The organism is Sphingomonas faeni (assembly GCF_040407505.1).
GTDB lineage: Bacteria > Pseudomonadota > Alphaproteobacteria > Sphingomonadales > Sphingomonadaceae > Sphingomonas > Sphingomonas faeni_E.
In genome coordinates, this window is the sequence record NZ_JAPZPQ010000001.1 from 1225906 (window position 1) to 1238885 (window position 12980).

The 12980-nt window shown below is 63.5% G+C and carries 16 protein-coding genes; 5 read left to right on the forward strand and 11 right to left on the reverse strand.

Features of this window, described 5'->3' with window-relative positions; all coding sequences use genetic code 11:
- Positions 1 to 328: 328 nt before the first annotated feature.
- The 4 genes from O6X71_RS05545 (at position 329) to O6X71_RS05560 (ending at position 1986) form a co-directional block, all read left to right on the forward strand.
- Positions 329 to 586, forward strand: a complete 258-nt coding sequence (locus O6X71_RS05545; protein ID WP_353464842.1) for a hypothetical protein — start codon at positions 329 to 331, stop codon at positions 584 to 586.
- 95 nt (positions 587 to 681) lie between these two features.
- Positions 682 to 834 (forward strand): hypothetical protein, encoded by a 153-nt coding sequence (locus tag O6X71_RS05550; protein WP_353464843.1) that lies wholly within the window; start codon positions 682 to 684, stop codon positions 832 to 834.
- 119 nt (positions 835 to 953) lie between these two features.
- On the forward strand, positions 954 to 1478 hold the full coding sequence (locus O6X71_RS05555) for a DUF6438 domain-containing protein (protein WP_353464844.1): 525 nt from the start codon (positions 954 to 956) through the stop codon (positions 1476 to 1478).
- Between the two features lie 109 nt (positions 1479 to 1587).
- Positions 1588 to 1986 carry a DoxX family protein gene (locus O6X71_RS05560; RefSeq protein ID WP_353464845.1) on the forward strand — a complete coding sequence of 133 codons (399 nt, stop codon included), beginning with the start codon at positions 1588 to 1590 and terminating at the stop codon, positions 1984 to 1986.
- A gap of 48 nt (positions 1987 to 2034) precedes the next feature.
- On the opposite strand, the gene O6X71_RS05565 is transcribed toward O6X71_RS05560, so the two are convergent.
- Positions 2035 to 2514, reverse strand: coding sequence for an Rrf2 family transcriptional regulator (locus tag O6X71_RS05565; protein WP_333996595.1), 480 nt, complete (start codon positions 2512 to 2514; stop codon positions 2035 to 2037).
- A 358-nt stretch (positions 2515 to 2872) separates the two neighbouring features.
- Between O6X71_RS05565 and hmpA the strand changes: the two genes are divergently transcribed.
- The gene (hmpA, locus tag O6X71_RS05570) at positions 2873 to 4087 is read left to right on the forward strand and encodes an NO-inducible flavohemoprotein (RefSeq protein ID WP_353465077.1); all 1215 of its coding nucleotides are present in this window, start codon (positions 2873 to 2875) and stop codon (positions 4085 to 4087) included.
- Positions 4088 to 4354: 267 nt separating this feature from the next.
- Here the strand turns inward: hmpA and O6X71_RS05575 are convergent, their stop codons facing one another.
- From O6X71_RS05575 to O6X71_RS05620, 10 genes are all read right to left on the reverse strand, one after another.
- A complete protein-coding gene (locus O6X71_RS05575) occupies positions 4355 to 4879 on the reverse strand; it encodes a GNAT family N-acetyltransferase (protein ID WP_353464846.1) in 525 nt (174 codons plus the stop codon).
- Between the two features lie 42 nt (positions 4880 to 4921).
- Positions 4922 to 5965 carry an LLM class flavin-dependent oxidoreductase gene (locus O6X71_RS05580; protein WP_353464847.1) on the reverse strand — a complete coding sequence of 348 codons (1044 nt, stop codon included), beginning with the start codon at positions 5963 to 5965 and terminating at the stop codon, positions 4922 to 4924.
- A gap of 77 nt (positions 5966 to 6042) precedes the next feature.
- Positions 6043 to 6384: a UBP-type zinc finger domain-containing protein gene (locus O6X71_RS05585; RefSeq protein ID WP_353464849.1), complete on the reverse strand. Its 342-nt coding sequence runs from the start codon at positions 6382 to 6384 to the stop codon at positions 6043 to 6045.
- Positions 6385 to 6393: 9 nt separating this feature from the next.
- Positions 6394 to 7161: an SDR family oxidoreductase gene (locus tag O6X71_RS05590; protein WP_353464850.1), complete on the reverse strand. Its 768-nt coding sequence runs from the start codon at positions 7159 to 7161 to the stop codon at positions 6394 to 6396.
- 85 nt (positions 7162 to 7246) lie between these two features.
- The gene (locus O6X71_RS05595; RefSeq protein ID WP_353465078.1) at positions 7247 to 7900 is read right to left on the reverse strand and encodes a DsbA family oxidoreductase; all 654 of its coding nucleotides are present in this window, start codon (positions 7898 to 7900) and stop codon (positions 7247 to 7249) included.
- A gap of 81 nt (positions 7901 to 7981) precedes the next feature.
- Positions 7982 to 9178, reverse strand: coding sequence for a bifunctional alpha/beta hydrolase/OsmC family protein (locus O6X71_RS05600; RefSeq protein ID WP_353464851.1), 1197 nt, complete (start codon positions 9176 to 9178; stop codon positions 7982 to 7984).
- A 25-nt stretch (positions 9179 to 9203) separates the two neighbouring features.
- Positions 9204 to 10115, reverse strand: coding sequence for a pirin family protein (locus O6X71_RS05605; protein WP_353464853.1), 912 nt, complete (start codon positions 10113 to 10115; stop codon positions 9204 to 9206).
- A 20-nt stretch (positions 10116 to 10135) separates the two neighbouring features.
- Positions 10136 to 10930 carry an SDR family oxidoreductase gene (locus tag O6X71_RS05610; protein WP_353464854.1) on the reverse strand — a complete coding sequence of 265 codons (795 nt, stop codon included), beginning with the start codon at positions 10928 to 10930 and terminating at the stop codon, positions 10136 to 10138.
- Positions 10931 to 11045: 115 nt separating this feature from the next.
- On the reverse strand, positions 11046 to 11483 hold the full coding sequence (locus O6X71_RS05615) for a cupin domain-containing protein (protein ID WP_353464855.1): 438 nt from the start codon (positions 11481 to 11483) through the stop codon (positions 11046 to 11048).
- A gap of 461 nt (positions 11484 to 11944) precedes the next feature.
- The gene (locus O6X71_RS05620; protein ID WP_353464856.1) at positions 11945 to 12922 is read right to left on the reverse strand and encodes an oxidoreductase; all 978 of its coding nucleotides are present in this window, start codon (positions 12920 to 12922) and stop codon (positions 11945 to 11947) included.
- Between the last annotated feature and the right edge of the window lie 58 nt (positions 12923 to 12980).

The window sequence follows — 12980 nt, forward strand, 5'->3', positions numbered from 1 at the left end:
TCACGTTCAGGGCTGGATCGGAAACGTAAACGGGGTCGACGGTACAGGACGATGGATAGGACATGGGCCTACCTCCGACGACGCGTCGAGCGCAGATAAACCATCAAGAAACGCACACCGCTATCGGTGAGCGGTCCGCGAACTGCATCCATAGATGCCGGAGGACGAGATGGGTCTGCCTAAGCTTGTCGAACCGCCACCCGCAACCGAACGTCGGGTCGCCGGGTATTCTTCAAATTCCGCTCGGCCGCCGCGAGGTGAGCCATCCCAGCCCGTCGTTCGATCCGCCAGTCTGAACAGTCCTCTGTCGGCTCTGGAACAGACCGTCGTGGCGCTGTCCCTGCATGACGACGCCAGAAGCTTTGCTCCACCGCACGGCCTACGCCTTTTCATCTTCCGACTGTTCGGTGGCGCTCTGCCGAACCGGCTCGCAGATCCGAAACTCGAAGCCCTACGACGGTTCGCCGTGATGTCCCGAGAAAGGTCCGGAGACGCTGACGACGAACGTCGCCGCTTCCTGGTCGCGGGCTATACGACCTGGGCCGAAATCGAGGTGGATCGGTTGCTCGACCGGGCGAAGCCATGACTACCCTTCACCGGCCCCGTCTGTCCGGCGGCGTATGCCAGAACCGGGCGCCGCAGCGTCCATGCGGCTCGATCCGTAAGCGAGCCGTACGGCAGTTGGCCAAGCTCATCGCCGTTGCCGTCGTCTGCGCTGGGATGGTGGCTATCTACAAGATCGTGGGCGCGGCAGTTCAGGACGGAATGATAGCGGCGATGCTTACGCTCCTGCTCTACCTGCCCTTCGTCACACTTTGCGCCAGGCGACGCTGAAGCTGCACCCTGCGCCTCCCTCATTTGAGCGACGTTTTTCGTCAAGGGACGAACTCGACGGCATCGTCTTGAGATCAGCGCCTGACCGCCGGCGCGATGCGACCTTCCAGGAGAGAATAATGACGCCGTATCTTTCGAAATCCGCCCTGCTCGTATCTCTGATGGCACTGGGAGCCTGTACCGGATCCCCCTCCGGCGGACTGGAGGTCAGTGCTTCGCATGACCCGGAATCGGTATTGGTCTCGGTCGGTCCGTGCTTTGGCTTCTGCCCCGTCTATGACGTCCGTATAGGATCGGACGGGATGGTCGCCTTCACCGGCAAACGCCATACCGCCGAACTCGGCGATCGCACACTCCGCGGACGCGCTAGCCTGTATTCGGACCTGAAGGCCGAACTGACACCTTTCAAACCAGCGGACGGCGAGACCGCGACCATCGCCTGTGCAGCGGCGATGTCGGACACGTCGACCTACACGATCACTTGGACCAACGGAGCCGGACTCCCCACGACGGCTGTTCTCAAAAGCCGCTGCCCGGCAGGGCCGGGCCATGCACTGGACGCGATATTGAACGGCCTGCCGCAGAGGCTCGGCATCGATGCCTGGGCGAAGCAGACGACGCGTCCGGACACCTCCCGAGGTTGATGCGGGCCGATCCGGGCAGCGCTCAAGAAGCCTGGCCGGGCGAGTGCGCAAATTCCTCAGTATCCAACGCTTCCGCGCGTTGCGCGTCACCTCGAAAGGATTGAAGACAATGACAACCTGGGCCCCACGCGTCCTTAGCGCGCTGCGCATCGTCGCTGCTCTTCTGTTCATGGAGCACGGCCTCATGAAGCTCTTCCATTTTCCGATCGCTCAGAGTGGCCTGCCTGACCCGCTACCAGTCCAACTGGTCGTCGCTGCGTTGCTGGAGGTCGTTGGTGGTGCACTCCTCACGCTCGGCCTTGGCACGCGCGCGGTGGCGTTCGTATGCTCCGGTCAGATGGCGGTCGCGTACCTTATGGCTCATGCGCCGGCGGGGTTCTGGCCAGCCGCCAACGGGGGCGGGGAGGCGATCCTCTACTGCTTCATCTTCCTCTACATCGCATTCGCCGGCGGTGGCGCGTGGAGTCTGGACGCATGGTTCTCGGCTCGCCGCAACTCGCCGGACTAACCGCGACCTTGTCCCGCAGAAGCTCGTGTACGTTCGTCGCCGTGCCGGCTACCGGACCTCCTCGGCCGCGGCCTTGCCGAGACGTACGACCGCCTCCCTGAGCGGCATGGGCTTGTCGAACAGACCACGAAGATCCGCTCTGCGCGCAAGGACGTCCTCGAGCGTGTAGCGGTCAAGGACGGCGAGAAACGCGAGAGTTGCCTCGTTCAGTATGCGCGGCATCGTGCACGCCCGGGCTATGATGCACGATCCGCAGTCGACCAGGTCGAAACCGGTTTCCGTGTGGCGGACGATCTCGCCGATCGTGATCGTGTCCGCGGAACGCCCGAGCTTCAACCCGCCATTCCGCCCTCGGACCGTGATGAGGAACCCCGCCTGTCCAAGATTCTGCACAACCTTCATGAGGTGGTTCTTGGATATCGCATACACCCGAGCAATCTCCGCGATTGACGAAAGGTCGCCCTCGTCGCGTGCTCCTACGTGCAGGAGCACTCGCACGGCATAGTCCGTATATCGCGTCAGTTGCATCGGCGTTCTCGAAGTGGGCGTGCGGCTGAGACCTTATGGATGGAGCAATCCATTCGCAAACCGTCCTGCCGCCCGGACGCATGACGCCCGTGAATCGTCAGCCTTCGAGCTCGAGAAAAGCGATCCGTCATCAGTCCCAGATGAGCCTTTCGTGCCAGCCGATCAATATAAAACATGTACTTGACGTGCATGTTATTTGGATTGAATAGGTGCATACGGAATGCATCTTAATTCACCGGCGACGAAGTGTCGTTTCGGGGGGGTGCGGCTCCGACAAGAGCTGAACCCCGCGTTCCGCGCGGCCCTCGAAATTCCGACGCCTCTGGGCGGCGGAATGCCAGCCAGAAGGAAGAACGAAATGTCCAAGCCACTCTCTCCCCAGACGATCGCCATCGTGAAGGCTACCGTCCCGGCGCTTGCCGAGCATGGCACGGCGATCACCGCGGCGATGTACGGCCGACTGTTCCAGGACGAGCAGATTAGCAAGCTCTTCAACCATTCGAACCAAGGCGAAAGTGGTGCTCAGGTCCATGCCCTCGCTGCGGCGATTCTCGCCTATGCCCGGAACATCGAGAACCTTGGCGCGCTTGCGCCGGCGGTCGAACGCATCGCGCAGAAGCACATCGGCTACCACATCCTGCCCGAGCATTATCCGTTCGTGGCCAACGCCCTCCTGGCCGCCATCAAGGACGTCCTTGGGGACGCCGCGACGGACGAGATCCTCACCGCCTGGGGCGAAGCATACTGGTTCCTGGCCGACATCCTGAAGGCACGGGAGGTCGTGATCCGCGAGTCGATCGTGACGTCCGAGGGCGGCTGGGACGGCTGGCGGGAATTCCGCGTGACCCAGAAGATACGCGAAAGCAGCCTGATCACTTCCTTCGTGCTGCATCCGACCGACGAACTTCCCGTGCTTCGACACAAGCCCGGTCAGTATCTGACCTTCCGTTTGAAGCCCGCCGGTCGACCTGACCTGAAGCGGAACTATTCGATCTCGAGCGGCCCTAACGGCGAGTTCTACCGGATATCCGTGAAGCGCGAGGACGCCGGCCACGGCGGTTCGCGGTTCCTTCACGACGACGTACAGATCGGCGACGTCCTTGAGACGACACCACCCGCCGGCGACTTCTTCCTTTCCGAGGAAGACCAGCGGCCGGTCATCCTCCTCTCGGGGGGCGTCGGTCTCACGCCGATGGTGAGCATGGTCGAGGCGATCGCCAGAGAGCACTCGGCACGTGAGGTGCACTACGTCCACGGGACGCTCAGCAGCGAGACGCACGCCATGGACACGCACGTGCGCGCCCTCAAGGAAGGCTGCCCCGGCCTGCACGTGGCGACGTTCTACAGCCACCCGACCCCGCAGGACGTGCTGGGCGACACCCATTCCGGCGAAGGATACGTGCCCATCGAATGGCTGACTCGTCATACGCCACTCGAGGAAGCGGACATCTACGTCTGCGGTCCCAAGGGATTCCTGCGAACCTACATCGCCGACCTCTCCATGGCGGGCGTCCCGAGCTCGCGGATCCACTATGAGTTCTTCGGCCCCGCGGACGAACTCATGGCGGCCTAGTTTATACCGCCGCATTCTGTGGCGTTCGGATCGGATTTAGCGAAGCCTCGTCGAAGTGGATCCGTGCGATCCACTTCGAACGGGCGCCGGCTCTCAGACTCAAGGACGGCGAGACGAGTGACCAACGGCGAACGGGCGTGGCCGTTGATGAAGCATTGGTCGCCCGCCATCTATTGAGTGGCAACGGCGATCCGCGAGCCGAGACCTTTCCAGGCTCGTTCAGACGAAGCCACCTTGCAAACAGCCGTTGCCACAGCCGCAGCTGGCCTACGCGGTCGGCTTCTCGTCTGGATCACTCAGGACCTTCAGGTACCCTTCCTGATAGGGCTGTACCGTCAGATCCCCAACGGGATCGCGGCCGTATCCGCAAGCGACGTAGAGGCGAGCCTGCCTATGTATTCCTCGCCGGGCGTGCAGGCACATGGCGGTTGCGCCGGCCGCACGAGCGTGCCGTTCGGCATGCCGGATCAACGAACCCGCAATTCCCCGACCTTGCGCGTGGCTGTCCACCGCGAGCAAGCCAAGATACCATGCCCCCTCGACCCATGCTTGGGAATGGGTCGAGGGTGGCGTGAGCGCGAGCGTGCCGACCACGAGACCGTCGAGTTCGCGAACAAAGGATATGGCGGAGGTCCGTCGGCCGGCTTGATCGCTTAGATAACGCCGTCTCTCTGCGGACATGCTCCCGCCGATCGTCGAGTAGAGACTGGTGAAGGACGCAATCAACAGATCTATGATTGCCGCATCATCGGACGGCTTCCCGCGACGTACGGTTTCAATGCCTGCAAACAATCAACCTTGCTCCTCAAGCGCTCAGCGGCGATCCAAAGACGATCATGCCTCACCGTCTCCGCCGGCGGACAGCATGTCACGGACCATCGGTATGACCCGCTGACCGTACAGCGCCAGCGAATCCATGAGCTTTTCGTGAGGGAGCATGCCAGCGGAATACTTCATCTCGAACCGCGACAGCCCCAAGGTCCTTACGGTCGATGCGATCCTACGCGCGACGGTCTCGGGCGATCCGACGTAGAGCGACCCACGATCCGCTTCGGCATCGAACTCCGCACGCTGCATCGGAGGCCAGTTCCGTTCCGCCCCGATCCGATCGCGCATCTGCCGATAGTCGGACCACAGCTCGTCTCGTGCCTCTTCGTCGGTACGCGCGACATGGCCGGGAGAATGCACACCGATAGGCAGTTCCTGCGAGCCGGATTTGCCGAGCGCGTCCCGATAGAGGTCGGCATACGGGACGAACCGAGCGGGATCTCCCCCTATTATCGCCAGCATCATCGGCAGACCGTAGCGCGCGGCGCGAACGACCGACTCCGGGCTGCCGCCGACGCCGATCCACGTCCTCAGCAAACCGTTCTCGACCGGAGGCTGAACCGACTGGTCGCGAAGCGGCGTGCGGAACGATCCTTGCCAGCTGACGGGCTGCTGACGACGCACCGTCGCGAAGAGGTCGAGCTTCTCTTCGAAGAGCCGCTCGTACTGCGACAGTTCGAACCCGAAGAGCGGGAACGATTCCGTGAACGATCCACGCCCGAGAATGACCTCCGCGCGGCCGTTGGATATCGCGTCGAGCGTCGAGAACCTCTGAAACACGCGGATCGGATCATCTGAGCTGAGAACGGTGACGGCGGATCCGAGGCGAATGCGTTCGGTCCGGCCCGCGATCGCCGCCAGCACCGTCTCGGGCGAGGAAACGGAGAAGTCCTCCCGGTGGTGTTCGCCCACTCCGAAGAAGTCGATGCCGACCTGGTCGGAAAGTACCCCCTCCTCGACCACGTCGCGGATTCCCTGGGCTGGCGACACGAGGGTGCCGTCAGGTTTCCTCGTGATGTCGCCGAACGTGTCGACGCCTAACTCAATCATCTTCACGTCGTTCTTCCCAATCATGAACCGCTGCAAACGCGGGTGCCTCGTCATGGCCGGATGTCGCCCGTCTCGCATCAGTTCAGCCGGACGCGCCAATCTTCGGGAACGCGACCCTCCGGCCCCGGGGTCGGCTGAGCGACGGGATGGCTCGTAGGGGATGCCAAGTCCGGAAGTTCGACCTCCTCTTCCCGCACGTAATCCCAGCCCCAGTCCTCCCCCGGCTCGAAGGACTGCATGAACGCATGACCCGTCTCGTGAAAATGTCGGGTGGCATGGCCGCTCGGCGACGAATCGCAGCAGCCGACATGACCGCATTGCGCGCAACGACGGAGGTGGAACCACCATCCACCGGCTGCCAGGCATTCCACGCAGCCGTCCCCGGATGGCGGGACGGTGGTGTCGATCGATGCGTTCATCTGTGAGTCCTATGCTTCGGCGAAATTTGGTTGAAGAGAGCTGCGCAGCCAGTCGTCGAACCTAGTAGACGCGAAGCGATGACCTCCGTCACCGACGAGGGGCTCGTCGCCCACGCGCGCGCCGAAGTAACGCGCCTCGACGTCGACCACGAGCGTGCGGGTGTCCTCGTTCGCGACGAGGATCTCCTCCGCGATCTCGGCCAAAAGGCGGACTTCCGGACCCGCCAGTTCGATCACGCCATGAGCCGGCCGACCGAGTGCGATCCTAGCAAGGGCTTCGGCGACGTCGTCGGCCGCGATGGGCCGTACGCGGACCGGCGGAAGACGGATGAGGTCGCCCTCCCCTCCCTCGTCGACAATTCCGTAGATGAATTCGAAAAAGGGCGTCGAGCGAACGATCGTGTGCGGGATGCCCGCGCCCGCGGCCAGGGCTTCCTGCGTCGCCTTCGCACGAAAGTTGCCGCGGTCGGCCAGGCGATCGGTCCCCACGGCGGAAAGCGTGACATGATGCGACACGCCCGACAGGAGCTCCGCCTCGAATAGGTTGCTCCCTGCGAGTTCGAAGAACGCGTTCAGGTCGTCGGCGTCCCCGTAGCTGAGGTTGCAGACGTCGACGACCGTCTCCGCCCCCAAGAGAACCTCATGAAGACCTTCCCCCGTTAGGAGATCCACACCGGTCGATCGCGAAGCTGCGATGGCCTCGTGCCCTTCGTTACTCAGTATACGGACGAGCTTCCTTCCGACGAGCCCGGTTCCACCCATGACGACGATCTTCATACGACGCTGTCCAATCTGGTTTTCCTGCCAGCCCCTACTCGATCATCGCCCTGCGCCGGACCAGCACCGAGACTCGACCAACGACCTATACCAAGCCCTGCGCAGCGATCTGCCGGAGCGCCTGAGCGAACACCTCGGCAGGCTGCCCGCCGGAAATGAGGTGCCTTCCGTTCACGATGATCGCCGGAACCGATGCGATCCCGCGAGCCTGCCACCGCGCCATTTCCGCGCGGACTTCGGCGGCGTACCGTCCCGAACTCAGAACCTCCCTTACCTGCTCGACGTCGAGTCCGGCTTCCTCTGCCGCGGCCACCAGCACCTCCGGGTCACCCGGGTTCCTACCGTCGGTGAAGTTCGCTTGAAGCAGCGCGTGCTTCAGGGCCAGTTGGTTGGGTGTCGAACGCGCCCAATGAAGCAGGCGGTGGGCGTCGAAGGTGTTGTAGATCCGGCTGTCGGCGTCGAGCGCCATATCGAACCCCACGTCCTTCGCACGTTCGATAAGCACAGACCTGTTCTCTTCGCTCTGTTCCCGCGTGTAACCGTATTTCTCGGCGACGTGCTCGACGATGTTCTGACCTTCGAACGGGATCGACGGGTTCAGTTCGAAAGGCTGAAAATCGATGTCCGCCTCAACGGCGTCCCCGATTTGGTGGAGTGCGTCCTCGAGACTCGCGAGCCCGATGGCACACCAGGGACATGAAACGTCGGATACGAAGTCGATATGCATCTGTGTCGTCATGATGATCATTCCTGGACTGTCGGGGGAGGACCTCGTCTCGACTACAGGTGCAACCGCTCGAGGATTTGAACGGGACGGACGTTACGGAAGGGTCAGGTCGTCGTTGACGGGTTCGAATCTAGCGCCCCGCTCGAGCGTCCTATGGACTGGACAGCGATCCGCCGCCGCCAACAGGGCGTTGCGCTGATCGGCGTCGAGATTCCCCTCCAGAGTCACCTGCCTCGTGAAGAGATCCGCCGGCTCCGTTCCTGCCTCCTTGCGATGCGCCACCGCCGTTCGGATCCGGTCCACCTTCCAGCCCTTCCGATCGGCGAGCATGCGCAGCGTCATGGTGGTGCAGGCAGCCAGCGCGGACGATAGCAAGTTGAACGGGGTGGGCCCGGATCCCAGCCCGCCCATGCTTTCCGGTTCGTCCGCAATGAAGCTGGCCTGGCCGGCGCGCATGGCCAGCTGGAACTTGCCCAGCCCCGTCTCTTCCGCCTCCGCGTCGAATACGCTTGCGCCGGCAGGCGCCGGCGCCGGTAGATAGCGTGAGGCCCACGCCGCGATCATGTCGGCAGCGAAGTCGGCGTCCCGGACTTTCGACAAGAGATGATCCGCTCCGTCCAGCGACACGAAACTCTTGGGATGCCGGGCGGCCACGAACAGGCGGGTGACATTCTCGATGCCGACCGCCTGATCGACTGGTGAATGAAGGAGCAGAAGCGGCCGTTTCAGTTCCGCTATTCTCGTCTCCTGATCCTGCTGACGCATGTCGTCGACGAGCTCGCGGCCGACTGTGAAAGGTCGCCCCGCCAGAAGAACGGCCGCGCTTCCTTCCCGTTCGATCTCCGCCAACGACTCAGGATCGAACTGCGCAAGCACGTGGGCTACGTCGAAGGGAGCGGCTATCGTCGCTACCGCGCTTACTCCGGGAAGCGAGCCGGCGGCCGCGATGACCGCCGCGCCACCCAGGCTGTGACCGATCAGCAGCGCCGGCTTCATTCCGGCGTCCGTCATGCTGCTCGCCGCCGCGACGAGATCCTGCACGTTGTGGCTGAAGCCCGACCGTGCGAAATCCCCGTCGCTTCGCCCAAGCCCCGTAAAGTCGAAGCGGAGCACGCCGATGCCGGCACCGGCCAGCCGCCGCGAAATCCGCACTGCCGCCACGTTGTCCTTTCCACAGGTGAAACAGTGAGCGAACAGAGCCCATGCCCGGGCAGGCCCGGCAGGAAGCTCAATGCGTCCGGAAAGCCTATGACCGGCGGAATTCTCAAAATCGAAAGGGCGCGTCGGCACGGAATGCTCCTTGTGTGAGGCGGGTTCAGGCCCGGGGCGCCGTATCGGCAGGCAGCGGTATGAACTCGTGCTCGCCCGGCACTGAGCCGAAGCGCCGTTCGCGCCAGTCCGCCTTCGCCTGTTCAATGCGATCCAACGAAGACGACACGAAGTTCCAGTACACGTGGCGTGCTTCGGGGAACGGCTCGCCACCGATGAGCATGAACCGGGCCCCGGCACGCGTCTTCAGGACGATCTCCTCGCCCGGTTTGAATATCACCAGTTCATGCGCTTCGAAGGAACCGGTTTGACCGATGACCTCGATCGCGCCCGTCAACACGTAGATCGCGCGCTCCACGTGTTCGGCACGAACACGGTAGCGGGCGTCGGCAGCTAGAGAGACATCCGCGTAGACCATGTCCGACAGCGTCGCGACGGGCGACGTCAGCCCGTCCGACGTACCAGCTATCAGCGACAGCGAAACGCCTTCGGCGTCGACCGAGGGAATCTCCGCGGCGGCATGGTGGAAGAACCCCGGTCTGGTCTCCTCGAGAGCCTTGGGCAGGGCCACCCAGGCCTGGATGCCGTAGAGAGAGCCTCCATCCCGCCGCACGGATGGGGGCGTACGTTCGGAATGGACGATCCCGGACCCCGCGGTCATCCAGTTTACCTCGCCCGGCCGGATCGCCTGCACCGCGCCCAGATTGTCACGGTGGATCACCTCGCCCGCCATCTGATAGGTCACGGTGGCCAGACCGATGTGAGGATGCGGCCGCACGTCGAAGCCGTCGCCCGCACGGAGAACCGCCGGCCCCAGAAGATCGAAGAAGATGAAGGGTCCCACCATTCGCCGATGAGCGGAAGGTAGAGCTCGCCGGACGGTAAAGCCGTCCACGTCGCGCACGGGTGGCAGGACAATGGCTTCTATGCCGTCGATGAGCGTGGATCGCATCGTCATCACGTAACTCGCCTTTCCGTTCAGTTAGTCAGTGCCGAAGCCGGCTCCGTGGCGGGCTCCCGGGTGGGTCGCCTTCGTCGAGCGAGCCATTGCGGGAAGCTCGTGTGGCCCATCGTCGGGGAACCACCGGGAACGAGGGTCAACTCTTCGAGCTCCGCGCCGAAGTAGCGCGCATGGACGTCGGGTTCGACGCGCCGGTCATCTCCGATCGCTTGCAGATACCTTTCGACGATCTCGTTCAGCCTGAAACTTCCGGGCCCCGCGATCTCGACGACGGCATCTTGCGGCTGCTCCGTCGCGATGGTGGCGATGATGTCGGCGACGTCGTCCGCCGCGATCGGCTGCACGAAGGCCGGTGAGAGTCGCGCGACCCCATCGGAGGTCGCTGCATCGGCGATGCCCGGGAGGAACTCGAAGAACTGCGTAGAGTGAATGATCGTGTGCGGCACCGGCGAACTGGCGACGATCCGCTGCTGCGCCATCTTCGCGCGAAAGTAGGGATTGTCGGGCAGGCGCTCCGAACCCACGATCGAGAGGACGACGTGGTGCTTCACCCCGGCCTTCAGCTCCCCCGCTATCAGATTCCGGGCAGTCGTCTCGAAGAAGTGCATCACCGCCCCCTCTTCGTATGACGGAGAGTCCGCGAGATCCACGACGACGGCGGCGCCCTCCAGCACCTCCGCGAGTCCCAAGTTGTTCAGGGTATCGACGCCGGTCTTCGGCGAGGCGGCAACCGCATCATGGCCTCGCCGGCGGAGCCTTTCCACCGTCCGCGAGCCAATGAGACCAGTTCCGCCGATCACGACGATCTTCATGGCATTCCGTTTCCTTGTAGCTTTCGGCGTCTCCACGGCGCGGGCTCTCGGCCCTGGACCGCGAGCGTCGAACCACGGACGGATTCCTCATCCGCCCGCATCGTCGAAGCGTGAGCTACCTGTAGGGGAGGACCAGGTCCTTCGCGGCGGTATCGACGACGAATACCGCCAGGAGACGTGCGGGCACGGTCTTGCTGGCGTTCGCGCTCACCCCGTGCCTATCGCCGGGATATTCCGAAAAGTTCTGGCCGGCGCGATAGACCTCGATCGGGCCGCCGTTGACCTGACTGCGGATCGCTCCCTCGAGGACGGTCGCATATATGAACGCCGAACCGGGATGCGTATGGGCAGGGGACGATCCGCCCGGACCGTATTCGACGAGAACGCCCTTGATGCTCTTGCCCGGAACGTTCGGGAGCTCGTGTTGATAGACTACGGACACCTTGGAGGGGGCGGAGTGCCCCCGGTGCGCAGATGACGTGCCCACTGCCGCGACCGCTGCCGAGGCAGCGAGAAGGCCGAGGGACAATGCGCCGGCTGCTCTGATATTCATGGGATTCTCCTTGCATGTGCATCCGACGCGCCTTGCGGCGAACGCCTGCGGACGAGCACGAGGCCAGAACCGCTCCTGCGACCGAAAGCGCGAAACCAGTTCATCCCGGACGACTTTCGCCTTTCAGCTCGCCGACCAGGTACAAGTGCTCGATCGCCCGCTGGCGACGTCGGTGGGAGAACCCTAGGGGATCGTCCGAAACGGAGTAGAACCGAGAACCACGCAAGCGAGTGGACCAAATGCGATTCTTGCAACGCACCCTGATCAGAGGTGCCGCCCCACCCCCGAGATGGCGCAGCGATCGGAGCGCTTAGCCTTCTCCGGTCGAGAGATGTTCCGAAGCGGCAATGCCGGCACGCGGAATCTTTCCCCACTCCCCAGCGTGCCGGCCGGCGCTCCGCCTCACTCTTCGTACCCGCCGATGACTCGCGGGATGGCGAGGACTTGTCGCAATTCTGCGGTCATTCTCCTTTGGGAATGTCGACGCCGGTCATGTCCACGCTCAACGCCCAGAGCCGTTCCGCGATTTCCGGATCGATCGCGCGAGCGAAAACGCCGAAACGCTCGGGCGCGTCCTCGGGCATGACGCGCGCGACGTCGCTATTCTCGCAATAGACGCCCCCGATGTCGCGCAGCAGCGGACTGGAAGCGCACCAGACCAGGGTGGATGCGCCCTGCTCCGTCGACTTCATGTCCCTGTCGGGGGCGACGATCGCTTCGCCGGAAGCGTGACGCGCCCCGAACGAATCGATCTCCTCGTCGGTCAGATGACGAGCCAGCGGTCCCAACACCGACCCGGGATGGAGCGAGTAGGCTCGCACCCCGTGTTGGGCGCCCGGTTCGTCCAATGCGACCGCGAAGAGGACATTCGCGGTCTTCGACTGACCGTAGGCGACCCACTTGTCGTAGTCCCGACGGTCGAAGTTGACGTCGTCGAAGTCGATACCGGCGATCTGATGACCACGAGAGGACACCGAGACCACCCGGGCCCCCTTCGCCGCGACCAGCGCAGGCCATAGGCGAGAGGTCAGCCGGAAATGTCCCAGGTGGTTCGTGGATAACTGGGCTTCGTTGCCGCTGGCATCGCGCGCCAGCGGGGTAGCCATGATGCCTGCACTGTTAAGAAGGATGTCCAGACTGCGACCGGTAGAAAGGAAGTCCTCCGCGAACGCGTCGATCGACGCCGGATCCATCAGATCCATCGTCGCGGTCTCGACGCCCGGAATGGTTTCCTTGGCCTGGACCGCGCCAGCCTCGGATCGTGTCGGCACGATGACGTGAGCCCCCGCCCCCGCCAGAACGCGTGCCGCCTCGAGCCCCAGATTCGAATGGCCACCGGTCACGATGGCTACCTTGCCGGAGAGATTCACGCCGGCGATCACGTCCATCGCCGTGCTGTAGGCATCGAAACCAGAATTGAGAGGATGCTGCTGCGTCATGTTTGGACCTGTTCGCTCGTTGACATGCAATACCGGTAGCAGGCGACCCGTGATACGA